Source organism: Cupriavidus sp. D384 (assembly GCF_001652915.1).
Lineage (GTDB): Bacteria > Pseudomonadota > Gammaproteobacteria > Burkholderiales > Burkholderiaceae > Cupriavidus.
The window spans coordinates 26304-52396 of sequence record NZ_BBQI01000132.1; the positions used below are offsets into that span (position 1 = coordinate 26304).

The window sequence follows — 26093 nt, forward strand, 5'->3', positions numbered from 1 at the left end:
GGTGCTGCTTACCAGCGGTAGCTGGCCGTACCGATGATGGTGCGGCGGCGGCCGTAGTAGCAGTTCGTGGCGCTGTCGCACGCGGCCACGTAGGTCTTGTCGAACAGGTTGTTGATGTTCAGGCGCAGCGTGTAGTGCTTGGCAAACGAGTAGCTCGCGGCCAGGTCGAACAGCGTGAACGCCGGGACCGTCGTCACATTGGTCTGGTCGTAGGTCTTGCTCACGTAGCGCACGCCACCGCCTAGCCACACCCCTTGCAGGAAGCCGAAATCGCTGCCCAGGCGGTAGTCCGCCCACAGCGAAGCCATGTGTTTCGGAATGTACTGGGGGGTCTTGCCTGCGTTCGGCGCTGCCGGGCCGGCCTCGGTCACTTCGGCATCGGTGTACGTGTACGACGCCAGCACGTTGAAGTTCGGCGTCACGGCCCACGTGCCTTCCAGTTCCACGCCACGCGACCGCACTTCACCGATCTGCGAGAACTGGCCCAGCACCGGCGACGTGGTCAGCACGTTTTCCTGCGTCAGGTTGAACAGCGACAACTGCGCAAAGCTGCGGCTGCCCACCGGCTGGAACTTCAGGCCGGCTTCGTACTGCTTGCCGGTGGTGGGCTTGGGCGAACCGCCGCCATACAACGTGGTGGCGCCGGTCGGCTCGAACGACGTCGAGTACGCAAAGTACGGCGACAGTCCGTACGGGCCTTCCCACAGCACCCCGGCGCGGCCGGTGAACTTGCCGTCGTTGGTGCCGGTGTTGGCCACGGCGTTGGTGGCGATGGTGCGCGTATCGGTGTCGACGCGAGCCTTGTCGTAGCGGCCGGCGGCCTGGAATACGAAGCGGTCCGCCACACGCAACATGTCTTGCAGGTAGAAGCCGATCTGGCTGCGGCGCACATCTGAATCCGTCTGGTACGCCGTCCGGACGAAGTTGCCGTAGGCCGGATTGAATACGTTAAGCGGTGGCTCGGTGGTCGGCGTGCTGACGCCGTTGGCGGGCGTTACCGCAGTCTGGCCAAGCTGCCGGTCGAAGTACGAGTACGTATAGTCGACCCCTGCCAGGATCGTGTGGTCGAACATGCCATGCTTGACCTTGACCTGTGCCTGGTTGTCGACGGTGAACACGTCGAAGGATTCGGTCGAACGCAGGCCCAGGCGGCGTAGCAGGTAGGGGCCATTCGGCGGATTTGCCACCAGCCCGCTGTTGCTGCCGATGTTCTCGTAGCTCACGTACTGGTGAGCGTAGCGCAAGTTCTGGCGCAGCGTAAGCGTCTCGTTCACGCGGTGCGAGAACTCGTAGCCGGCGATGTACTGCTCGCGCTTGAAGCGGTCAAAGCCCGGTTCGCCCGTGAACAGGCTGGTCGGGATCTTCGAGCCGTTGGCCAGCGGCGTGATGGTGCCCAGCGCCGGCAGGAAGTTGGCGCTGTTGCCCGCGTTGTCGTGATAGATCTGCGTGTAGAGCGTGAAATTGGTGTCCGCGCTCGGGCGCCACGTGATCTGCGGCGCGATGAACAGGCGGTCGTCGCCGGCCTTGTCGGTCTGCGTGCCGCTGTCGCGTGCCAGCGCGGTCAGGCGGTACAGCACCTTGCCGTCCTGGTCCAGTGCGCCGGTGAAGTCGCCTGACAACTCCTTGCGGTCGTAGTTGCCGAAGCTCAGGTTGATCTCGTTGGACGATTCGGCCTGCGGTCGCTTGCTGACCTGGTTCACCAGGCCGCCCGGCGATGTCTGGCCATACAGCACCGACGACGGCCCGCGAACGATGTCCACGCGCTCCAGGCTGTACGGCTCCACGTCCCAATAGCCGTAGCCGCCCGACCATGGCAGCTTCAGGCCGTCCAGGTACTGGCCGTTTTGCGCCGCGTTGAAACCGCGGATATAGAACGTGCCGCGCCGGGTATCGACGATGGGCTGGGTCCGCACGCCGGCGCTGTACCGTAGCGATTCCTCCACGGTCGTGGCGCCCTGGTTGCGGATCTGGTCAGCGGTGATCACGCTGATCGATTGCGGCGTGTCCTCGATCGGTACGTCGGACTTGGTGCCCGACGTCGATTTCTTGCCCACCGGGCCGTAGTTCTCGGCCACGGTGTCGGCGCGCACGCTGACGGCGGGCAGCGTGGTTTCGCCGGTGGCGGCCGGCGTCGTCGTCTGCGTGGTGGTTTGCGCATACGCAGCCTGCATCGATACGGCCAATGCCAGCGCGGTCAGTGCGAACGCTTGACGGCTCCCCTGGGCCTGGGCAGGCCCGCCGTTTTTACCCCTTTTCATATTTCTCCTGTTTTCTGCAGTTTTTATGATGGCGCCCGACATTTTAAATACAAATCATTCGCATTTCTATTACAGGGGTGTTGCACTTTACCTACGTCGGGAGGGTTGCGGGCCGGGCCTCCACGGCGGCCGCAGGGGGTTGGTGGTCGCGTGGATTCCCGGCGCCAGCGGCAAGCTGCTGGCCAAGATCGGCCAGCAGCCGGGCATCGCGGACGATTGCATGGTGGTCGACGCCATCGAGCGCGGCCTCGCGCCAAGGTGCCCCCTCCCAGCCAGCCAGACGCGCGATGGCGTCATCGCGACCTGTACGCCACCACACAGAGCGTGGTGCCCGCACGACAGGTACGGCGGATTCGCGCGCCACAAGCGCCCCGAGCCGATGCGCGGCGACGAACATTTGCGCCAGTTCGTCGGCGCCAAGGCCCGCCGAGGGCGCGCGTGTTGACGCTACAAGCGGTGCCAGCAACGCGCTGACGCTGGCGGCATCAGGGGCCTCGGCGGTGGTGTCGGGCACCGCCAGCGGACCCGCGCCCGGCAGCAGCCGCGCGGCAAACTCGGCCAGGGCTGCCGGCCAGCCCGGCCGGCCGGAGGCAGCAGCTGCCTCCGGGACGAATGGATCCACCAGACCGAGCCACTGCACGGTTTGCCCCTGTGCTTCGAGTTCGCGGGCCATCCACGTCGCCAGCGTGGCGCCCAGCGACCAGCCCAGCAGCAGGTACGGGCCTTGCGGCTGCACCGCACGCCATTCGCGCACGTAATCGGCGGCAATGGCGGCCAGTGAGCCGTCCTGCCAGGCCGGATCGACCAGCGCACGGGACTGGAAGCCATACACGGTGCGCTGGCTGCCTAGCTGCGCGACGATGGCGTCGTAGTCGAACAGCGTGCCCAGCGCCGCGTGCACGCAGGCCACGGGCGGCAGCGTGCCACCGGCCGGGCCTTGCGCCAGCACGCGTAACGCGGCCGGCGGCGCGGCGGCTGGCGTGCCATCGCCGGCGCCATCGGGCAGCAATTGGCCGATGGTGGGGGTGCGCATCAGGTCACGCAATTTGAGGTCGATGCCGAGCGCCTTGTTGGCGCGCACGCGCGAAATCACCTTCAGGCTCAGCAGCGAATCGCCGCCGAGCGTGAAGAAGTTGTCGTCCAGGCCCACACGCTCCACGCCCAGCACGTCCTGCCACACCCCGGCCAGCCAGCGCTGCGCCTCGCTGCGTGGCGCGACGTAGCGGTCGGCGTGGTCGGCCGCCGGCGCGGGCAGCGCACGGCGGTCGAGCTTGCCGTTGGGCGTGAGCGGCAGCGCGTCGAGCACCACGAAGGCGGCCGGCACCATGTAGTCGGGCAGTTCGACGGCCAGTGCGGCGCGGATGGCCTGGACATCGACCGTGGTGCCATGGGCGGGCACCACATAGGCCGCCAGCCGCGCGCCGGAAGGCCCTTCGACGGCCAGCACGGCCGCTTCGGCCACGTTCGGCTGGGCGGCAATACGGGCCTCGATTTCACCGGGTTCGATCCGGAAGCCGCGAATCTTGAGCTGCTGGTCGATACGGCCCAGGTACTCAAGCTGGCCATCGGGCAGCCAGCGCGCCAGATCGCCAGTGCGGTACAGGCGTGCGCCGCCGTCACTGAACGGGTCCGGAATAAAGCGCTCGGCGGTCATGCCGGGGCGGTTCAGGTAGCCACGTGCCAACCCTTCGCCGCCGATGTACAACTCGCCAGCCACGCCCGGCGGCACGAGGTTGAGTTCGGCATCGAGCAGATAGCAGCGGCGATCACCCACCGGGCGGCCAATCGGCGCATAGGTGCCAGGGAAGTCGGCCGCCGGTGCATCGGCGCGCACCTTCCAGACCATCGGTGTGACCACGGTTTCGGTCGGGCCGTAGCCGTTGATATAGGTCTGTGCACCCAGCGCCCGGCGGGCCTGGGCGAACCCGGCACGCGACATGGCCTCGCCACCGAACGAATAGAGCGATACCGGCGGATGCTGGCCCGTCTGCTCGCAGTACTCGGCCAACTGGCGCAGATAGGCGGGCGGGAACCCGGCGTTGGTCACGCCGTGCCGCGCCATGGCCGAAGCGGTCTGCTCGGGCGTCCACAGCGCATCGTCGCGCAGCACCAGCGAACCGCCGCAGGCCAGCGCACACAGCCAGCGCTCGTGGGCGCCATCGAACGCGAACGACAGGAAATGCAGTTCGCGCGAATGCGTGCCCATCTCGTAGGCATCGATGGTGGCGGCGACGTGCATCGCCAGCGGGCCGTGGGCCACGCAGACGCCCTTGGGGCGGCCCGTGGAGCCGGACGTGTAGATCACGTAAGCGAGCTGGTCCGGATGTACGGCAACCTCGGCCAGCGGCGCCACGTCGGCTGGGACCATGTCGAGCGTGAGCACGGGCAGGCCGGCTGGAGCGGGCAGCACATCAAGCAAGGCCGGCTCGGTCACCAGCAGGCGGATCGCGCTGTCGTCGAACAGGTAGGCCAGACGGTCCTTGGGATAGGCCGGATCGAACGGCACATACGCGGCCCCGGCGCGCATGACGGCCAGCAGCGCGACGATGATGTCAGGCGAGCGGGACAGGGCGATGCCGACGCGATCATCGGGGCCGATGCCGCGTGCATGCAGCACAGCGGCCAGGCGGTCGGCACGGTCCAGCAGGTCGCCATAGCGCAGCGTTTGTTCGCCGCAGATCACCGCCACGGCATCGGGCTGCGCGGCGGCGTGGCGGGCAATGTGGGCGTGCACGGGCAGGCAGTCGTCGGCCGGGGCTTCGCCGTGGCCCAGCGTCAGCAGGCTGTCGCGCTCGGCGGGGTCGAGCAGGTCGACGGCATCGAGTTCTAGCGCGGGATCGTCGGCCAGTTGGCGCAGCAGCCGCAGGTAATGGCGCGCCAGCCGCTGGGCGGTGGCGGCGTCGAACAGCTCCTGTGCGTAGTGGAAGCATGCATGCACGCGTCCGGCGGCGTCCTCGCGCGTGTCGAGCGTCAGCTCCAGCGCCGTCGTGCGTTCGCCCACCGGCGCGCTCTCGATTTCCAGGCCCGGCAGCGACACGCGCGCGGCCCGGTCGCCCCGGCGGTGGTTGTGCACCACCTGGAACAGCGGGTGGTAGCTCATGCTGCGCTCGGGCTGCAGCGCATCCACCAGTTGCTCGAACGGCAGGTCCTGGTGTGCCTGCGCGCCCAGCACGGCCTGGCGCACGCCGTCGAGCAGCGCCGACAGCGGCTGGCGGCCGTCGATCCGTGCGCGCACGATCTGCGTGTTGACGAACAGGCCCACCACGCGCTCGGTCTCGATGCGGTTGCGGCCCGCCACCGGCACGCCCACGCAAATGTCGCGGCTGGCGGTGTAGCGATAGAGCAGCGCGTGAAATCCGGCCAGCAAGGCCATGAACAGTGTGCTGCCGTTGGCCTGGGCGCGCTCGCGCAAGGCGGTGGCGAGCGCGTCGGGGATGTCGACCTCGCAGCGCTGCGCCACATAGGCCGCGGTGGCGGGGCGCGGCCGGTCGGCGGGCAGCGCCAGCACGTCGGGCGCGCCGGCCAGCGTATCGCACCACCAGGACAGTTGCCGCGCCTGTTCGCCGGCTTCGAGCCAGTTGCGTTGCCACGCCGCATAGTCGGCGTAGCCAATCGGCGCGGCCGGCAGCGACAGCGCGTGGCCAGCGGACTGCGCCCGGTATGCGGCGGCCAGTTCGTCGATCAGCAACTGCATCGACCAGCCGTCGGACACGATGTGGTGCATCACCAGCACCAGCCGGTGCGTCTGGGGCCCGAGTTTCAGCAGATGCACGCGCAGCAGCGGCGCGCGAGCCAGGTCGAACGGGGCTTCGGCCAGCACGGCAGCGCGGGCGTCGGCGGCCGCGGGGTCGGCCGACAGGTCGGTCACCGGCAAGTCGATGGTGGCCGCCGGGTGCACGATCTGGCGGACATTGCCGTCGGCATCGGCCACGAACGCGCTGCGCAGTGCTTCGTGGCGCGCGGCCAGTGTGGCGAACGCCGCGTGCAGCGCGGCGACGTCGAGCGCGCCGCGCAGGTCCACGCTGCTGCTGATGTGGTACGCGGCGCTGTCGGGTTCGAAGCGGTGCAGGAACCACTGGCGCTGCTGGGCGTACGACAGCGGCGCGTCAAACGGGTCAGACGCCTGCGCGCGTGGCAGCGCGGGGATGGGCAGTTGCGAGAACGCGATGCCTTGCTCGGCCATCTTGTCGAGAAACGCGCGGCGCTGCGCCGGCGTCAGCGTGGCAAAACGCGCGGCCAGACGGGCCGCGGTGTTGGCTTCGATCATTCAGACTGACTCCAGGGAATTGGCGAACGCTTCGAGTTCCAGCAGGGCGGCTTCATCGGCATGGCGATGCTGCGCGGGCAACGCAGCGGCCAGTTCGGCCAGCGACGCGGCGCCGAACAGCAGCGCCAGCGGCGCGTCGATACCGAGTTCGCCCTGGACGCGGGACAGAAGCTGGACGGCCAGCAGGGAGTGGCCGCCCAATGCAAAGAAGTTGTCGTGGCGGCCCACCGCCGGCACGTGCAGCAGGTCTTGCCAGATGGCGGCCAACCGCGTCTCCAGATCGCCCTGCGGCGGCTCGCCGGCAACCGGGGCCGGCGCGTCGGCGCGGGGCAGCGCGCGGCGGTCGAGCTTGCCGTTGGCGGTCAGCGGCAGCGCGTCGAGCACCACCAGCGCGGCCGGCACCATGTGACTGGGCAGCACGGCGGCCAATGCGCGACGCAGTTCGCCTGCATCGGCCTGCGTACCGGCGTCGGGCACCGCATAGCCCACCAGCCGCAAGCCGCTGTCCGTGGTATCCGCCACGACGGCTGCCTGGCGAATGCCGGGCAGCGCCGCCAGTTGGGCGGCGATTTCGCCCGGTTCCACGCGGAAGCCGCGGATCTTGACCTGGTCGTCGATGCGGCCCAGGTACTCGAACAGGCCATCGGCGCGGCGCCGCACGCGGTCGCCGGTGCGATAGAGGCGCGCGCCGCGTTGCGCGAACGGATCGGGCACGAAGCGGTCTGCCGTCAGCGCAGCACGGCCCAGGTAGCCGCGCGCCAGCCCGGGGCCGCCCAGGTACAGCTCGCCGGCCACGCCGTCGGGCAGCAGCGCCAGTGCGGCGTCGAGCACGTATGCCACGGTATCGGGCAGCGGCTGGCCCAGCGGCAAGCCCGCGCCCGGTTGCGGCGTGGTGCCGGCCACATGTACCAACACGCCCACCGTGGTTTCGGTCGGGCCGTAGTGGTTGACCAGTCGGCAGCCGGGGCGGTCGGCATGGATGCGGGCGCGCAGCGCCGCGTCGCAGGCTTCGCCGCCGAGCACCAGCGTGTGGGCGGGTAGCACGTCGTGCGGCGCCGCACCTGCAGCTGCCGCGCCATCGAGCATCGCACGCAAATGGCTGGGCACGATCTTGAGCACGTCGATGCGATGCGCGGCCATGTAGTGCGCGAACGCGGCGGCGTCGAACACGCAGCGGCGTTCGGGCAGGTGCAGCGTGGCGCCGCTGGCCAGCGCGCCGAACAGCACGGTATGGCCCAGGTCGGCGGCTGGCGTGGACACCATCGCCATCTGCAGCCCCGGCGGCAGCGCCAGTTCCCCAAGCACGCCGTGCAGGTAGTGCGCGAGCGCGCCGTGGGACACGCCCACGCCCTTGGGCTGCCCGGTGGAGCCCGACGTGTAGATCACGTAGGCCAGGTGGCTCGCGTGCAGATTCACGGCGGGATTGGTGGCTTCGCCTGCGGCCTGAGGCGTGCGGGACAGGTCAATCACATCGAGCGACGCCGGCAGTGCCGGCAACCGGCCCGCATGCTGGGCCAGCAGCAGCGCCGCGCCGCTGTTGCCGAGCATGTAGGCCAGGCGGTCGGCCGGGTACTCGGGGTCGAGCGGTACATAGGCGCCGCCCGCTTTCAGGATCGCCAGCAGCGCGACGACCATCTCGGCCGAGCGTTCGGCCAGGACCGCCACGGGCACGTCGGCGCCCACGCCGCGCGCCATCAGATCGCGGGCCAGCAGGTTGGCACGGCGGTTTAGCTCGCGGTAGGTCAGTTGCTGGCCGTCGGCTACAAGCGCGACAACGTCGGGTGTGGTGGCGGCGTGGGCTTCGAAGCGATAGTGCGCGAATGGGGGGATGGGCATGGGCGCATGATCTTGCTCCCGGCCGCTCGATATGCTGCTCCCCTCTCCCGCGCTGCGGGAGAGGGGCTGGGGGAGAGGACTTGGCGGTGCAAGTTGCGACAGATCGGCAAGCAGAGCCTCGGCGCCCTCTCCCCCGACCCCTCTCCCGGCTTGCGGGAGAGGGGAGCAAACCAAGGGTGTCGGGTCGGTTATGCCGATTTGCCCCAGCGGCCGCGCTGCATCGGCGGCCATCTGCTGCATCACGGCCAGCAGGCTTTGCGCCAGCATGCTTGCCTGCGCCTCGCCCAGCACGGCGCGGTCGAAGCGGCAGGTCAGGCGCAGCGTGTCGGTGTGCGCCAGCACCAGCGTGAGCGGGTAGTTGGTTTCGGCGCGATTGCTGACGTTGCCGAACTGCAGGCCGCCGGGCGCGGTGCGCAGCGCGGCGTCTACCGGGTAGTTTTCGAACACGACGATCGAGTCGAACAGCGCCTGGCCCGCGTGGCCGGCCCAGCGCTGGATGTCATACAGCGGCGTGTGTTCGTGCTCGCGCAGGGCCAGGTTTAACGCCTGCACGTCGCGCAGCCAGTCGCCCACGGCCTGGCGCGGCTGCGGCGCGGCCACCACGGGCAGCGTGTTGATGAACAGGCCAAGCATGCGCTCGGCGGCGGGCAGGTCGGCCGGGCGGCCGGCGACCGTGGCACCGAACGCCACGCACGGCTGTCCGGTGCAGCGCTGTAGCACCAGCAGCCACGCGGCCTGCACCAGCGTGTTCAGCGTCACCTTTTGCGCTCGCGCGAAACTGGCCAGCGCCGTGGTGTCGGCGGCGCCGAGCATCAGGTGCTGTTCGGTGTGTCCGTGGACAGCATCGGGCACCGGCAGCGCGGCCAGCAGCCGGGTAGGCGGGTCGAGCGCGCGCAGTTGAGCGGTCCAGAACGATTCGCTGATGGATGCATCGCGCACCTGCAGCCAGCCGATGTAGTCGGCAAAGCGGCTGCCGGTGGCCGGCATGGGCTCGCCCGCATAGTGGCGTAGCACTTCGCCCAGCAGCTGCGCGGTGCTCCAGCCGTCCAGCAGCAGGTGGTGCACGGTCCAGACCAGATGGTGGCGCGTGGCACCGGTGCGCAGCAGCGCAAGCCGCATCAGCGGCGGTGCGTTGAGGTCGAAGCGCTGGGCCAGTTGATTGGCCGCGAATCGGTCGAGGTCGTCGGCATCGCGTCCGGTCCAGTCCTCGGCGATCACGGGCAGCGTCACGTCCCGGGCAACCCATTGCAGCGGTTGATCACCGCGATGGATAAAGCCGCAGCGCAGGCTGTCGTGGCGGGCCAGCGCAGCCTGCCACGCGGCAATAAAGCGATCCGGGTCCAGGCCGTCGACGTCGACACGTAATTGGTTCGTATACGCACTGCCTTCGGGCGCATAGACGCAGTGGAACAGCATGCCAGACTGCATCGCCGACAGCGGGTACAGATCCTGCACGCGGGCGGGGTCGAGCGCGAGCGCATCGAGCCGGGCCTGCGACAGCCGTGCCAGCGGAAAGTCGGACGGCGTGAAGCCGCGTGCCTGGGCGCCGCAGTGGCCGACCACGGCTTCCAGCTCGCGGCGCAGCGCTTGCGCCAGCCGATCGATGGTGCTGGCCTGGTGCCGCGTGCGGCTGTAGGCCAACGTCAGGCGCAGTTGCCCGTCGATGACCTGGCCGCCCACCGACAGCGGGTGCGATAGCGGCGCTGTGGGGTCCTGCGTAGCGCCCGTGGCGCCGGTGGATCGCTGCCACGGCGCGTCGTCGGCCAGTGTGGTGTCGAACTGGCCCAGGTAGTTGAAGACCACCTCGGGCGTTGGCACGGCGGCCAGCGCATCACGTTGGGCGGGCGTGCCCAGGCGTTGCAGCAGGCCGAAGCCGATACCTTCGCCGGGTACCGCGCGCAGTTGTTCCTTCACCGCCTGGATGGCCGGCCCGATGCCGGCCGTGGCATCAAGGGCCACCGGATACAGCGTGGTGAACCAGCCCACCGTGCGGCTCAGGTTCAGCGCGTCGTCGATGCCGCTCATCCGGCCGTGGCTTTCCAGGTCGACCAGCACCTGCGCGCGGCCTGTCCACTCGGCCAGCGCGCGGGCCAGCGCGGTCAGCAGCAGGTCGTTGACGCGCGTGCGGTAGGCCACGGGCGCCTGCTGCAGCAGCGCCTGGGTCAGCGCGGCCGGCAGCCACAGCGTGACCTCAGCGAGGTCGGCCACGCGCGGCGCGGCCCCGGGGTTGTCCGCCGGCAGCGTGCCGTCAATGGCGCAAAGGGATTGCCAGTGCGCCAGTTCCGCGTCGCGCGACACGGCGTTGGCGCGCAGTGCGTGCGACCACTGCTGGTACGAAGCGGTGCGCGCGGGCAGCGTCCGCGCCGTGCCTTGCTGCCGCTGTCGATATGCCGCCAGCAGGTCTTCGATCAGCACGCGCCACGACACACCGTCGACGGCCAGGTGGTGGATTGCAATCAGCAGTTGCCAGCGCCCGGCGGTCTCCAGCGCCACGGCGCGCAGCAGCGGGCCTTGCGTGATATCGAGGCTGCGCTGGGCGGCATCGCAATGGGCGATGCGTTCGGCTTCCGATGCGGCCTGGCGGACCCACAGCAGGTCTGTGGACGGTTCGGCGTCGGCATACGATTGCTGCCAGCCGTCGGGCGTCTCGGCAAAGCGCAGGCGCAGCGCGTCGTGATGGGCGACGACATCGGCCAGGGCCAGGCCCAGCGCCGCGACGTCGGGCGCCTCGCTGCACGCCAGCAGTACGGCCTGGTTCCAGTGGTTGCGCTGGGCCATCGGCATTGCCAGGAATGCGTGCTGGATCGGCAGCAACGGCACGTCGCCGGATGGGACAGGCTGGGCGGCGGCAGCGTCTTGCGCGACCGGGGTCGCCACGGCTGCCAATTCGCCCAGCGTCTGGCGCTCGAACAACTGGCGCGGCGTGACCACCCAGCCGGCAGTGCGCGCCCGCGCCACGATTTGCAGGCTCAGGATGGAGTCGCCGCCGAGTTCGAAGAAATTGTCGGCGCGGCCGATGCGCGGCACGCCTAGCACCTCGGCCCAGATGCCGGCCAGTGCGATTTCGGCGGGGCCTTCGGGCGGCACGACCGCCTGGCCGCCATCGAATGACGGCTGCGGCAGCGCGTGGCGGTTGAGCTTGCCGTTGGGCGTGAGCGGCAGGGCGGGCACCACGACGAATGCAGCTGGCACCATGTAGTCGGGCAGTTCCGCGCCCAGCGCGTTCCGTAGCGCGGCGATGTCCGGCGTGCTGCCGGCTGCCGGCACCACGTAGGCCACCAGCCGTGCGCCGGCCGGGCCATCGACGGCCAGTACCGCGACGTTGCCCACCGTGCCGTGCGCCAGGATGCGCGCCGCGATCTCGCCCGGTTCGATGCGGAAGCCGCGAATCTTGACCTGCTGGTCGATCCGGCCCAGGTATTCGAGCTGGCCGTCGGGCAGCCAGCGCGCCAGGTCGCCAGTGCGGTAGAGCCGGGCGCCGTCGTCTGCGAACGGGTCGGGAATGAAGCGTTCGGCGGTCAGCCCGGGCCGGTTCAGGTAGCCGCGCGCCAGGCCGTCGCCGGCGATATGGAGTTCACCGGCCACGCCGGGCGCCACCGGGTTCAGGCTCGGATCGAGCACGCGCATGCCAAGGTCCGGAATGCGGTCGCCAATCGGGCTGCGCGCGCGGCTGGCCGGGTCCAGATCAGCACGCGTGATCGGGCGATACGTGACGTGCACCGTGGTTTCGGTGATGCCATACATATTGATCAGTTGCGGCGTGGCGTCGCCAAATTGGTCGATCCACGGCTGCAGCGCCTGCGGGTCGAGCGCCTCGCCGCCGAAGATCACGTGGCGCAGCGCCAGCGGTGCGCCGTACAGCTCGGGCTGCGCCAGCAGCGCGCGGAACGCCGACGGGGTCTGGTTCAGCACCGTCACGCGCTCGCGGCGCAGCAACGCCACGAAGTCCTGCGGCGAGCGGCTCACGTCGAACGGCACGATCACGAGCTGGCCGCCATGGCACAACGCGCCAAAGATCTCCCATACGGAGAAATCGAACGCGTAGGAGTGGAACAGCGTCCAGACGTCGTCGGCGCCAAAGCCGAACCAGTGCTGCGTGGACGCCAGCAGCCGCGACAGGTTGCCGTGCTGCAGCTGCGCACCCTTGGGCCGGCCCGTGGAGCCCGACGTGTAGATCACGTAGGCCAGGTGATCGGCGCGAACTGGCACTTCCGGCGCGGTTTCCGGCCAGTCGCCGCTGTCATCGGCATCGAGTTCCAGCACCGGCAAGCCGTGGCGCTGCGGCAGCAGCCCGCGGAGGCTGGGCTGGGTCAGCAGCGCCGAGATGCCGCTGTCGCCGAACAGGTACGCCAGCCGCTCGGCCGGGTAGGCAGGGTCGAACGGCACGTAGGCGCCGCCGGCCTTCAGGATGGCCAGCAGGCCCACGATCATCGCGGGTGAGCGTTCAACGGCGATGCCGACGCGCACTTCGGGCCCCACGCCCAGCGCGATCAGGCGGTGCGCGAGCCGGTTGGCGCGGCGTTCCAGTTCGCCATAGCTGACGCCGATGTTGCCGTGGCGCAGCGCGATGGCATCTGGCTGCAGTTCGGCCTGGCGCTGGATCTGCCGATGGGCTGGCTCGGGCGCTGCCACGCGCTGCAACGGCCGGCCAGCGGCGAGCTGGCCAGACAGGAACGCGTCGTCGCCGCCATCGGGCAGGCTATGGGCAGTCAGTGGCAGATCGGGGTGGGCCAGCAGGCCGGACAACTGCGTCACGTAGTGGCGCAGCATGCGTCGGGCCGTGGCGGCGTCGAACAGCGTGCTGTCGTATTCGAGCTGGAGCGTGATCGCGCCGGCACCGGGCCGGTTGTCGATCTCGACGTCGAGGATCAGGTCGAACTTGGCGCCGGTGGCGCGTGCTTCGACGGGCGCGGTGTGCAGGCCGGGCAGCGCGAGCGCGGCCGGGCCGGTGGTGGTGCGCAGGTTGAACATGACCTGGAACAGCGGGCTGCGGCCCGCATCGCGCGGCACCTGCATGGTGCCGAGCAGCACCTCGAACGGCAGGTCGGCGTGTTGCAGCGCGCCCAGCGCGTCGCCGCGCACCGCGTCGCACAGCGCGCGGCCTGTGATGCCGGGCACGGTGCGCGAGCGGTAGACGTGGGTGTTGGCGAAGAAGCCCACCACGTCGTCGTGGTCGTCGTCGCCCCGACCCGCGTGCGGCACGCCCACCGCGAAATCGTCCTGGCCGGCATAGCGGGCCAGCAACGCCTGCCATGCGGCCAGCAGCGCCACGAATGGCGTGCTGCGCTGGGCCACGCAGAAGTCTTGCAGCGCGCTGGCGAGCGACGCAGATAGCGTGGTCTCGACGCGCCGTGCAAGGCGCGCCGCATTGCCGCCATGCGGGTGATCGGTGGGCAGTTGCAGCGTGGGAATGTGGCTGCCCAGCATGTGCTGCCACCAGTCGCGTTGCGTGTCGAGTGCGCCGCTGTCGAGCCGCTCGCGCTGGCGCCGCGCGTGGGCGGCAAAGCTGGCTGCCGGGGCGGGCAGGATCACCTCGCCGTCGGCCAGTGCCTGTGCGTAGGCCGAGGCCAGGTCACGCGCGATGATCGCGTTGGATACAGCGTCGGAGACGATATGGTGCAGCGACAGCAGCAGCACGTGATCGTCGGCGGCACGGGTCAGCAGCGTGGCGCGCAGCAGCGGCGCCTGGCCGAGATCGAACGGGCGCGCGGCTTCGGCGTCGATGCATGCTTGCAGCGCGTCGGTACCGGCGGCGAGCGTAGCCTGAAGCAGCGCGAACGGCGGCGCGTGCTCCACGACTTGCCGGGGCAGCGCGCCGGGCGTGGCGGCGTCGGCCACGAAGCGCGTGCGCAGCGCGGGGTGGCGCGCGATCACGGCCCGCAGCGCGGTTTCCAGGGCGGCATGGTCCAGCGCGCCGCGCAGCACGAAGGCGCGGGTCTGGTTATAGGCAGTGCTGCCCGGTTCGTACTGCAGCAGGAACCACAGCCGCTGCTGCGAGAACGACAGCGGCGCGTCGTCCGGGTTGGCTGCGGTGTCGGCGACGGGCGCCGCGTCGGCGTCCTGTTCCAGCAGCAGCGCCAGCAGCGCTGCCTGATCGGAGGTCGAAGGGAGCGTCATGAATCGGGTCCTGAAAGCGAAGTTATGCCGTGGCGGCGGCGCTGGCGCGAAGGGCGGCAAGCGCCTCGGGCGACATGGCTGCGAGCTGGCGCTGCAGGCCAGCCAGCGTCTCCAGGCCCTCGGGCTCGGGGCTGGCCGCGCGCAGCGCGGTGGCGAGCGCGGCGGCGCTGGGCGCGTCGAAGACCACGGCCGGGGCGATATCGAGCTTGAGCAGCTTGCGCACGCGCGCCACCAGCTTGATGACCAGCAGCGAATGGCCGCCGGCCTCGAACAGGTCTTCGGTCACGCCAAGCTGCGGCGCACCCAGCAGGTCGCGCATCTGGTCGAGCAGCAGCGCTTCGATTGCCGTGGCCGGCTCGCGGTGCGGCACGTTGGCGGTGTCCGGTGCGGCTGCCGCGTTTGCGATCAACGTGCGGCGGTCGATCTTGCCGTTGGGCAAGCGCGGCAGTTCGGCGATGGCGAACCACTGGGTCGGGATCATCGGATCGGGCAGGCGCTCGGCCAGCGCCTGGCGCAGCGCCTGACGCTGGACGGCGGAAAGCGGCCCGCCGTTCGCGTGGGCATCGGCCGGCACCAGCCACGCGGCCAGTCGCGTGGCGCCGCCGTCCGGCGTGAGCGGCAGCACCACGGCGTGGCGCACGCCGGGCAGCGTTGACAGCGCATGCTCCACCTCGCCGCACTCGATGCGGAAGCCGCGCACCTTGACCTGGCTGTCGGCACGGCCGATCAGTTCGATGCCGCCGTGCGGCAGGTATCGCGCGAGGTCGCCGCTGCGGTAGAACCGTCGGCCGGCATGGTCGGGGTGCGCGACAAACGCGTCGGTATTGGCGTCCCGATTGACGTAGCCGGCGCAGAGCTGGGCGCCGCCCAGGAACAGCTCGCCCGTTTCGCCCACCGTGGCCGCATGTCCGGCCGCCGTGCGCACGCGCGCCTCGCAGTTGGCCAGCACGCGCGTCAGCGGCAGCGCCGCGCCGGACAGGCCGGAGGCCAACCCGGCTTCGTGAACCAGGATGCCGACCGTGGTTTCGGTCGGGCCGTAGTGGTTGAACAGACGGGCGGCCGGCGCGCAGTCGCGCAGGCGGGCCAGAAATGCGGGCGAAGCCGATTCGCCGCCCACCACGATCACCGCGTGCGGCGGCAGCGGCAGGGGCGCGCCGTCGCCTTCGATCAGCGCATCGAGATGGGACGGGACGATCTTGAGGCAGTCCACGCGCTCGCGCGACAGGAACGCGGCAAAGCTCGTGGCATGCTGCATGTCGGCGTCGTCGGCCACGCACAGGCAGGCGCCGTGCCACAGCGCGCCGAACAGCGTGGTGTTGCCGAGGTCGGCCGCCACGGTGGAGGTCAGCGCGAAGCGTTCGCAGCGCTCCAAGCCCAGCGCTTGCCCGGACGCCGCCACGTAGTTCAGCAACTGGCCGTGCGTGATGGCTACACCCTTGGGCGCGCCGGTCGAGCCCGAGGTGAACAGCACGTAGGCGGGCTGGCTGGCTTGCGGGAAAGGCAGCGACGCTTGGGGCACGGTGTCTTCGCCAGCAAGTTGTGCCAGGTCGGACAGCACCAGCGTGGCACCCGCATCGGCCAGTATCTGCGTGCGGCGCCGCGCCGGCCACGCCGGGTCCAGCGGCAGGTAGGCGGCACCGGCGCGCATGACGGCCAGCAGGGCGATGACCAGGTCGGCGGAACGCGGCAGCAGCAGGCCCACTGGCTGGCCGGGCAGGAGGCCGAGCGCGGGCAAGCGCCTCGCCACGGCGTCCACGCGCCGCGACAGATCGGCGTAGGTCCAGCGCTGGCCGGCGGCCGACAGGGCGATGTCATTCGGGCGCTCGCTGGCCCAGCGGACCAGCCGTTGCGGCAGCAATTCGGCGCCGAAGTCGACGGCGGGCGCGTGCATGGCATTCGCACGCGCCAGGTCGGCGGCGGTGACCAGCGGCAGCGCGCCGATAGCGGTGCCGGGCTGCGCGCGCAGGGTTGGCAGCAGCGTGCGGTACTGGTCGAGCAGGCACGCCATGGCATCGGCGGCATGGTGGTGGTCGTGATGCAGCGCCAGCGTGCGCGGCTGGTCCGCGTCGTCGAGGCTGACGTGCAGCATGATCTCGATCCCGGGCAACGGGGCGGCCGGTGCGCCGATATGCCATGGCTGTCCGTTGTGGGTGACGGTTGCCGTGACGGGACCGGACACGCCGAACGCGATGCGGCCCGGTGCGTCTGTGGCGACGTCGGCCGGGGCGTGTTCACGCCAGTCCAGGTGTTGCTGGAGCTGCGCGGCAAAGCCGGCCAGCCAATCGCCGAACGATGCGGCGGGATCATACTGGACGGCCACGGGCAGCAGCGATGCATAGCGGCCCACGGCGCCGGCCAGCGCCTCGAAGTCGTCGCGGCAGTCGTTGTGCCAGTCGCCACGGAACGCGCCCGTGCCGTCGAGCCGGGCCAACAGCAGCCACCATGCGGTCTGCAGCACGTGGGCCAGCGGGCAATCGAACTGGGTGGCCCAGGCAGCCACGCCGGCTGCTTCGGCATCGTCGAGGTCGATGGCCAGCGTCTGCATGGCGCCGGGTGCGGCTTGGGTCTGGCGCCACGGCAGCCGTGGCGCGTCGAGCGCGGACAGGCGGTCGCGCTGGGCCTGCCAGTAGTCGCGGCCCGCGTCGCTGTTGTCCTGCGCCAGACCGGCCGTCCAGTCGAGGTAGTCCATATAGGAAAGCGGCGCTTCGCCGGCCGGCCCGGCGTCGTCGGCGTAGGCCTGGGCCAGCTCGCGCATCAGCGTGGTCAGGCTGGCGCCGTCGATGGCCAGGGGGTGCGCGGCCAGCGTCAGTTGTGTGCGTTGCGGATCGAGCGTGCGTACGCTGGCCTGCAGGGTCGGCAGATTGCCGGCCTGGCCCCATACCGGCGCCGTGCCCGCGAACTGCTGCCGCAGGCCGCGCAGGCCATCGACGCGGCCAAAGGCGAGGCCGGTGGCCGGGTGGCGCTCGGCCACGCGGGATAGCGCGCGCACCAGGCGTGCGGCGTCGAGCGGGCCGTCGATATCGGCGCTCAGCGTGACCGGCTGACTTGCATGGGTTTCGATGGCGCGTTGTTCGCGGCCCAGTGCCTGGGCGTGGCCGGCCAGATCGGTAACGATGGCGTTCATCGATCAGCCCTCCAACGTCGCGGCCAGCACATTGCCGGCGTTCTGCGACTTGGCCGGGCCCGCGTCGAGCGCGGGCAGATCGCGACGCTCGAACATGTCGCCCATGGCTACGACGATCTTGCGCGGACCCTGGTAGGGGTCGCGTGCATGGGCCGCCAGCATGTTGTCGAGCATGACCACGTCGCCCTGGCGCCAGTCGAACCGGACTGCGCAGGCTTCGTACAGGTCGCCGAGCAGCGCCATGGTGGCATCGTCAATGGGGCTGCCGTCGCCAAACGTCACCTGGCGCGGCATGCGCTCCGGGCCGACGATTTCCAGCAGGTCGCGGCGGACTTCGGCGTCCAGGCAGGCCGTGTGGTGCAGCTGCACCTGGTTGAAGAAGCTGCGCTCACCGGTGACGGGGTGGGCGATCACGGCCGGGCACAGTTCGCGGGTCTGCAGCGTGTCGGCGTCAAGCCACGTGAAATCGGTGCCCGAGGCGCGCAGGCGCGCTTCCACGTCGTCACGCGAATCGGTCTTGAAGAAATCTCGCCAGCTGACGTCGAGCTTGTCGTTGAACGTGCGCACGTAGCGCAGCCCCTTGCTTTCGAATTGCGCGGCCAGTTCGCGCGGCAGGCGGCGGTACATCTCGCGGCAGTCGACGATGGGCGTGGCGCCGCCCACCGGCGACGGCAGCTCGCAGAAGAACCACTGCTTGCGCGGCCAGCGTGACAGGTGCGCGCTTTCGTTGTGGAACAGGATCATTTCGCGCTCCGGGTACGGCGTGGAGCGGTAGGTGTTGCGGCCGCCTTCCTTCTTGGGCAGGTCGCCATAGGCGCCGTAGAGGCCCGGCTCGATCGATTCCGCGAACGCTTCGAATTCCTGCGGCGTACGCAGCCCGAAGCCGCGCAGCAGGATGCCGCCGTGGCGGCACAGCGTGGCCTCGATGTCGTGGCGATGTGCAAGCGCCCAGGCCACGGGGTCCAGGTCAGGCGATGCGGGCTCGATCACAACGGGGAAGGTGCGGGCCGGCGCCAGGAACGACGTGCGCACCAGCGATGACGGCGCCGCCGGTTGTGCGGCGTGAGCGGCCTGAGCGGCGAGGGCGGGCTGCCGGGCGAGCCTGCCCAGTTTTGCGAGCTTGTCGAGTTTGCTGGGGCTGGACACTTGGCTGGAAGTCATGGCGGGCTTGTCGGTGGCGGGTTCGCAAAGGCCGGCCGGCACATCGAGGCCGGACAGCAGGCAGGCGGGATCGGCTACGGCCTGCGCCAGCACGGCGCCATAGGCGTCGGCCATGCGCTGCACCGTGGCGCGCGGGAACAGCGCCGTGGCGTACACCCATTCGGCGCGCAGGCCGTCGGGCTGTGGGTTCAGGAACACGGCGAGGTCGAACTTGGCCGCGTGGACCGGCGTAGGCAGGCGCTGGGCCTGCAGGCCGTGGAACGGGCGGGCATCGGCGGGGGTGTTCTGCAGCACGAACAGCATCTGCACCAGCGGGTGCCACGCGCGTTCGCGCGGCACACCGGCGGCCTCGACAATGCGCTCGAACGGCAGCGCCTGGTGGTCGAAGGCGGCCAGCGTCTGCGCGCGTACCTGGTCGAGCAGGTCGGCGAACGACATCGCGGCGCGGGGCTGTGCCCGCAACGGCAGTACGTTGACGAAGAAGCCGATCAACGCTTCGAGTTCGCGACGCGCGCGGCCCGCCACGTCGATCCCGACCAGCTGGTCCTCGGCGCCGCCCAGGCGGTGCAGCAGCGCGTGGAACGCGGCCAGCAGCACCATGTAGCGTGTGGCATCGTGGCGGCGCGCCACGGCGTCGGCCTGCGCCAGCAACGCGGCGGGCAGGTCGCTGTAGCACGCGTCGCCGGTGGCCGAGGCCACGGGGGGGCGGCGGTTCGGCGTGGGCAGCGTAGGCAGGCGGGGCGCCCCTTCCAGCGCGGCGCTCCAGTAGGCGGTATCGGCCACGCTCTGCGCGTGGTCTTCGGTGTGCTGGTGCTGCGCGTAGTCAGCGTACTGCACGGGCAGCGGCGTCAGGTCGGCAGGTTGGCCCGTGCAGGAGGCGTTGTAGCCGGCGGCCAGCGTATCGAGCAGGATGCCGATGGACCATCCGTCGCCGACGATATGGTGCAGCGTGACCAGCAACGCGTGATCATCATCGGCCAGCCGTACCAGCCGGGCGCGCAGCAGCGGCGCATGGGCCAGGTCGAACGGCTCGCGTGCCTGCACGTCGGCCAGTTCGCGCAGCGCGGCTTCGCGTGCGGTGGCGTTCAGCGCGGCAAGGTCGCTGCGCGGCAGGTCGATGGTAATGCTGTCGGCGATGCTGGCATACGGCGCGCCGTGGGCATCGGCCGGATAGGCGGTGCGCAGGATCTCGTGGCGGGCCACCAGCGCGGCAAGACTGGCCTGCAGCGCCGCGAAGTCGAGCGTGCCGTGCAGGCGCAGGCCGCCGGCCATGTTGTAGGTCCAGCGGTCGGTCGGCGCGGCGATGCGGTCGGCCAGCCAGAGCCGGTGCTGGGCCGGCGCCAGAGCCATTTGAGCCGTGCGCGGGGCCGTGGCGATGGCCGGCATCGACGGCGCGATGCCGGCCGGTAGTTGTTCGAGCGCGGCGGCGCAGGCGGCCAGCGTCGGATGGTCGAACGGCAGCCGCATCGGCACGGTGGCGCCGAATTGCTCGCGCAGCCGCGCCACGAGTCGTGCGGCGGTCAGCGAACTACCGCCGCTGGCGAAAAAATGCGCATGCCGGTCGCCGGGCGCCGTGCCGAGCAGCTCTTGCCACAGCAAGGCGAGCGCGGTTTCGGCATCGCCCTGCGGCGGCTCGGCGGCCTGTGCGGCCACGCCGCCAGCCGTGGTGCCGCCCACCGTGAACGTGCCGTGCGCCCAGATCGCGCAGGCGTCCAGGCTTTGATCGAGCCACCCCTGGCGACACGCGCTGCGCTGCAGCTTGCCGCTGGTTGTCTTGGGCAGGCCGCCCGGGTTCAGCAGCAACGCGACGGCCAGCGGTGCGCCGCAGACATTGCCGACTGCTTCGGCCAGCGCCTGCACCAGCGCCACGTGGCCCACGCGTTTCTGGTCCGGGCGCGAGATCTCGGCGGCGATGCCGATGGCTTCGCCGTCGGGCGTCTGGACTGGGAACGCCGCTACGCGGCCAAGGCGCGCGGCGGGCACATGGTGTTCCACGGCACGCTCGATGTCCTGCGGGTAAAGGTTCTGGCCGCGTACGACGATCAGGTCCTTGCGGCGGCCGGTGATATAGAGCTGGCCATCGCGCAGCAGGCCAAGGTCGCCAGTGCGCAGCCAGGCGTCGCCGTTGCCGCCGTTGAACGTGGCGGCCGTGGCGTCGGCGTTGCGCCAGTAGCCATGCGTGACGCTGGCGCCGGCCACCTCGATTTCGCCAACCTGGCCGTCGGGCAGGGTGCAGCCGTCGGCCGTGACAATACGAACGGTGTGCGCACTGCGCGGAAATCCGCAGGCGACCAGTTCCAGGCCGTCTTGTGCCGTTTCGCCGTGGCCCTGCGCGAGCGCGTTGGCATCGAACGTCGTGCAAAGCATGCCGCTTCCACGCCTGCCGCCAGTGACGAACAGCGTGGCTTCTGCCAGTCCGTAGCATGGATACAGCGCCTGCTCGCTGAAGCCCGCCGGGGCAAAGCGATCGCGGAACGCGCGCAGCGTGTCGGCGCGCACGGGCTCGGCGCCGGAATAGGCAACCTTCCAGCAGGACAGGTCGAGCCCTTCCAGATGGCTGTCGCGCACGCGTTCCACGCAAAGCCGGTACGCGAAATCGGGGCCGCCCGAGACCGTGGCGCGATGGCGGCTGATGGCCTGCAGCCAGCGTGCCGGACGCTCCAGGAAGAACTGCGGCGACATCATCACCACGGGCACACCGGTGTACACCGGCTGCAGCAGGCCGCCGATCAGACCCATGTCGTGGTAGAGCGGCAGCCAGGTGGCAATCACGTCGTCGGGGCCGATGCCCATGCCGTCCGCGATGGCCACCTCGTTCGCCATCACGTTGCCATGGCTGACCATCACGCCCTTGGGCGCGGCGGTGGAGCCCGACGTGTATTGCAGGAAGGCCAGCGTGTCGGGCGTGGCGGCATACGGCTGCCAGCCGTCGGGGGCCGGTGCGTGAGGGCCATCGGCCAGCACGATGCGGGCGTCGGGGGCGATGGCGCCCAGTGCCTCGGCGTGCAGCGTTGCCTGCGCGGCCGTGGTGATGATCAGCGCGGGCTCGGCATCGCTGGCGATGGCGCGCAGGCGTGCCACTTGCGCGGAGCGCACGGCGCCGGGCTCGAAGGCCGGCACGGCGGTCAGTCCCGCATACAGGCAGGCAAAGAACGCGGTGACATAGTCGATACCGCTGTCCATCAGCAGCAGCGCGCGCCCTGCCGGTGCGGCGGTGCGGGCGAGTTCAGCCGCCAGGTTGCGCACGCGGGCGTGCAGGGCGGCGTAGTCGTAGCGGGTTTCGCCGGTGGCGTCGATGATGATCAGCGCCGTGTCGCCGGCACGCTGCGCGGCCAGACGGCCGAGGTGGGCCACCAGCGTGGCCGGGACGTTCGGATCGGACTGCATTGGAATCGGCTTTCCAGGAAGACGGTTGGCGGTGGAGGCGGTGTGGCGCGCGGGTCAGGCCGGCGCGGGAACGGGGGCGGTGGACGGCGAGGGCAGGCGAGGCAGGGTCAGGCAGGCGACGAGGCTGCGCACCACATCGGCCTGGCTGTCGTGCACGAAAAAATGCCCGCCCGCGAACCATTCAAGCGAGTAGCCCGCATGCGTCTCGGCGGCCCAGGCGTGCAGGTCGGGCGGGGCGATCGGATCGTCATGGCCGGCGAATACATGCAGCGGAATGGGCAGTGGTGCGACGTCCACGCGGCGGAAGCTCTCGCAGACGCGGTAGTCCGCGTCGAGCACGTCCAGCGTCAGGCGCAGCAGTTCGGCATCGGCAAACACGGCCTCCGGCGTGCCGCCGTGGCGGCGCAGGTCGGCCACCAGCGCCGCGTCGCCGCGCAATGCGGCCAGCCGTTGCGGATCACGCCGGCTGGGCGCGGCGCTGCCCGATACGATCAGCCGCTGCGGCAACGGCAGGCCGCGCTCGCGCAGCAGATGGCAGACGCGCCAGCCGAGCAGGCCGCCCATGCTGTGGCCAAAGATCGCGTACGGCATGTCGGCCAGCTTGTCGGCCAGCATGTCGGTCATTTCGGCGGCCAGCGGCTCGAAGTCGCGCAGGAGCGGCTCGTCAAGCCGCGCGCCGCGGCCCGGGGGCTCCAGCGCGATCAGCTCGACACCGACCGGCAGCAGGCGGCGCCAGCGCAGGTATGCCATGGCACTGGCTCCGGCATGGGGCAGGCAGAACAGTTGCAGCGCGGGCATGGTCAGGCATCCGCCCGCGTTGGCTCCTCCATGAATCGACGCAGGCTCAGCGGGCGCATGTCGGTCCAGACGCGTTCGATATGGTCCAGGCAAGCTTGCTTGTTGCCGCTGAAGCCGGCCATGCGCCAGCCGCCGGGCACGGGCTTGTAGTTGGGCCAGATCGAGTACTGCTCTTCGTGGTTGACGAGAACCAGGAACGTGGCGTCGTCGCGGTCGAAACTCATGAAAGGCTCCCTTTCGGTACGGGTGGTGTCTGGCGCCACGAAAACTTGGTGGTGCATCACCCTGTTCGACGAAAGGGGCCGGGGATTATTTAGTGGCGGGGCGGCAAGGCCGGCGGCGGGTGTCGCCGGAGGGTGCGGTAAGTGCCTGATTCCTATGGCTGGATGCCGCCGGGCGTCATGGCGTGATGGTTATCTTGAGCACGCCGTCGCGCTGGTTGGCAAAGAGGTCGTAGGCGGCTTCGATGTCGGCCAGCCTGTATTGATGGGTGACCAGCGGCGCCAGGCCCACGCGATGCGTTTCGATCACGTTCATCAGCCGGCGCATGCGTTCCTTGCTGCCCGGGCACAGCGACGTGACGATGCGATAGTCGCCCAGCCCGGCCGCGATGGGCTTTAGCGTAATGCGCGGGTCGGTGGATGAAACCCCCGCCGACCGAATAGATAGTCTGGACAGACGGCGATACACCATCGATATCCGGGGCCGTCAGTGTCAGTGTCAGTGTCAGTGCGTTAGGGCGATCGGGCAGAGGTGTCTGGAGATAACGAATGTCTTCCGAAGCGTTGAACGCCGAGAACCCGCTTTGCCCTTATCCCCCGTGGCACTTTTTGAACTTCTTGCCGCTGCCGCAAGGGCAAGGGTCGTTGCGGCCGGGCTGGTCTCCCTTCACCACGGCCTCCACGCGCGGGCCCAGGCTCTTCCAGATCTGGCGCAGGTCGTAGACAGCCCAGATCGCCTCGCCGAAGGCTTCCAAGCGCGCCTGGCTGGTGCTGGGCGGGCCATCCTCGCTGTACATGCAGACCTCGGGCTCGCCGGTGTCGTCCTCGGTCAGGGCGACGATGCTGTCGAGCGCGTCGTCCAGCCACTGGGCTACCTCCTTGTCGCGCGGGGCGGCCCATTCCTCGGGCCAGTTCTCCACCACGAACATGAACCCCAGCGCCCACACCTGGCCAAACGAGGGGATTTCCCGCCCGTCCATCTCGGCGCGTTCTTCCTCGGGCAGGCTCAGGATGGCGCCGCGAATGTCCATGGCCTCGGGATGGAAGGTGCGTTCGTCCTCGAGCGTCTCCACGGGCTGGTCGAGCCGGTGCTCCACCTCGTTCCATCGGCGCTGCCACAGCTCCATAAAGCGGGTCTGCTGGGCCGCTTCATGGAATGCGGGCAGCAACGGCAGCGGGCTGCCCTCTGCCACGTCGAGCGCCGCGCCGTCGCCCAGCAGCATGGGCAGGTAGTCGGCAGCGGGGATGCGGCGGCGCGTGCAAACCAAGGCCGTGAGAAAGCCGTCGCAGAACTCCCATTGCGGGATTTCCTCGGCGCGCTGGCGCAGGTCGTCCAGCAGATCGTCAAGCTCGTGGAGTTCGTCGGGCGTCAGGGCGGTGGCTTCGGTCATGGTGCGGGTTCTCGCGGTGCTGGGTGGGGATGATGCGCTGGACGCATCGCCGCGAAGTATAGCGCTGGCCCTTGCAGAAGTGGGGCGTGCGGCCTCCAAGGAGCCCGCCGCGCTATGCCTCCTGGAAGGCTTTCTCGCGCTTGGCCTAATCAAACGGCCGCCGGCAGCGACTTCCCGTCAGGGGCAATGCGTCCCGCCAACGGTCCGACCGCAATCGCGATTTTTCCCTGTAGGCCATTGTTGGCACTCTCGAGTCTGGCGTGAGCCAAGGGGATGTCGGCGAGGGCGTAGACAGCGCCTACGTGCGGCCGCAGTTGGCCGCGCTCGACCAACGCGCTCAGTTCATCCAGCTTGCCGCGGTTCTGCCGTGTGAACACGAAGTGGTAGCTCGCGTTCTTGCCCCATGCCTGTATCACGTTCTGTGGCTGCGCGGTATCGACGATCGTGACAACGCGGCCCAGTTGGGCAAGGGCGTCGGGGCTGCGGGACAGCGTGTTACCGCCGATGGTGTCCAACACAACATCCACGCCACGGCCGCCTGTTTCGCGCAGGATCGCGTCGACGTAGTCCTCTTTCCGGTAGTCAATGGCCACGTCGGCGCCCATGCGTCTTGCGAACGCAAAGTTGGCGTCGCGCACGGTCGTGAACACTCTGGCTCCCATCGCTTTCGCGACCTGGATCGCAATATGGCCGACGCCGCCCGCGCCCCCGTGGATCAGGATGCTTTCTCCCACGCGTAGCGCTGCACGTGCAACCAGCGCTTCCCAAACCGTTCCGCCCGCGAGGCTCAAGCTTGCCGCTTCGACGTGGCTCAGGGACGCGGGCTTCTTCGCTACGATGTGCTCGGATGCAACGTGGTATTCGGCATAGCTTCCCCGGCCTTCGAAGATCGGCGGGGTGTACCAGACTTCGTCTCCTGGCAGGAAGGCTGTCACGCCAGGGCCGATTGCTTCGACGACGCCAGAGACGTCATGGCCGGTGATGGCAGGCAGTGGCACGAGGTCAGCGTAGTCGCCACGCCGGACCTGGTAGTCCAGTGGATTGAGCGACGTGGCCTCGACCCGGACCAGGACTTGTCCCGCCTGAGGCGCGGGCTTCGGCACGTCGCAAAGTTCGAACGCGTCGGGGCCGCCGAATGTTTTCAGTACCAGTGCTTTCATTGCGAACCATCTCCAATTCGTTTCGGTAAAAAGGGATATCGGGAAATATCGATATATCGGGACAAAAAATTACAGCTCCTTCCCAATCAACTGGGCGAGGGCATTGATGGCAGCTTCGTTTCGCTTGTAGTAGGTCCACTGCCCAATGCGCTGGACGTCGACCAGCCCCGCGCGTTGGAGGGTCGCAAGGTAATCCGACACCGTCGATTGCGACAGTCCGACACCTTCCTGAATGCTGCTCACGCAAACGCCCACCGTGTGAACGTCGCCCTCGTCCTGGGGCGGGAAGTTCTTCACGGGATCTTTCAAGCCGCGCAAAATCTCGAGGCGAGTGCGGTTCGAGAGCGCTTTGAAAATTTCGAGCAAGTCCATG

Annotated in this window: 10 protein-coding genes and 1 pseudogene; all 11 read right to left on the bottom strand. The window is 69.6% G+C overall.

Features of this window, described 5'->3' with window-relative positions; genetic code table 11:
- Nucleotides 1-8: 8 nt before the first annotated feature.
- The gene (locus A9J21_RS30265; protein ID WP_066742905.1) at nt 9-2258 is read right to left on the bottom strand and encodes a TonB-dependent siderophore receptor; all 2250 of its coding nucleotides are present in this window, start codon (nt 2256-2258) and stop codon (nt 9-11) included.
- 91 nt (nt 2259-2349) lie between these two features.
- Nucleotides 2350-6525: a non-ribosomal peptide synthetase gene (locus tag A9J21_RS30270; protein WP_066742908.1), complete on the bottom strand. Its 4176-nt coding sequence runs from the start codon at nt 6523-6525 to the stop codon at nt 2350-2352.
- A complete protein-coding gene (locus tag A9J21_RS30275) occupies nt 6526-14478 on the bottom strand; it encodes a non-ribosomal peptide synthetase (protein ID WP_066742911.1) in 7953 nt (2650 codons plus the stop codon).
- A gap of 22 nt (nt 14479-14500) precedes the next feature.
- Nucleotides 14501-17602: an amino acid adenylation domain-containing protein gene (locus A9J21_RS30280; RefSeq protein WP_066742914.1), complete on the bottom strand. Its 3102-nt coding sequence runs from the start codon at nt 17600-17602 to the stop codon at nt 14501-14503.
- A gap of 3 nt (nt 17603-17605) precedes the next feature.
- Complete coding sequence (locus tag A9J21_RS30285) at nt 17606-22150, bottom strand: condensation domain-containing protein (protein WP_066742917.1); 4545 nt, start codon at nt 22148-22150, stop codon at nt 17606-17608.
- Nucleotides 22151-22204: 54 nt separating this feature from the next.
- Nucleotides 22205-22948, bottom strand: a complete 744-nt coding sequence (locus A9J21_RS30290; protein WP_066742927.1) for a thioesterase II family protein — start codon at nt 22946-22948, stop codon at nt 22205-22207.
- Nucleotides 22949-22950: 2 nt separating this feature from the next.
- Nucleotides 22951-23172, bottom strand: a complete 222-nt coding sequence (locus A9J21_RS30295; protein ID WP_066742929.1) for an MbtH family protein — start codon at nt 23170-23172, stop codon at nt 22951-22953.
- 175 nt (nt 23173-23347) lie between these two features.
- Nucleotides 23348-23614: pseudogene (locus tag A9J21_RS30300) on the bottom strand (NAD(P)-dependent alcohol dehydrogenase); the annotation flags it as partial.
- A 145-nt stretch (nt 23615-23759) separates the two neighbouring features.
- A complete protein-coding gene (locus A9J21_RS30305; RefSeq protein ID WP_066742933.1) occupies nt 23760-24560 on the bottom strand; it encodes a YecA family protein in 801 nt (266 codons plus the stop codon).
- A 149-nt stretch (nt 24561-24709) separates the two neighbouring features.
- Nucleotides 24710-25720: a zinc-dependent alcohol dehydrogenase family protein gene (locus A9J21_RS30310; protein WP_066742936.1), complete on the bottom strand. Its 1011-nt coding sequence runs from the start codon at nt 25718-25720 to the stop codon at nt 24710-24712.
- 69 nt (nt 25721-25789) lie between these two features.
- The gene (locus A9J21_RS30315; protein WP_066742938.1) at nt 25790-26092 is read right to left on the bottom strand and encodes a helix-turn-helix transcriptional regulator; all 303 of its coding nucleotides are present in this window, start codon (nt 26090-26092) and stop codon (nt 25790-25792) included.
- Nucleotide 26093 lies beyond the last annotated feature (1 nt).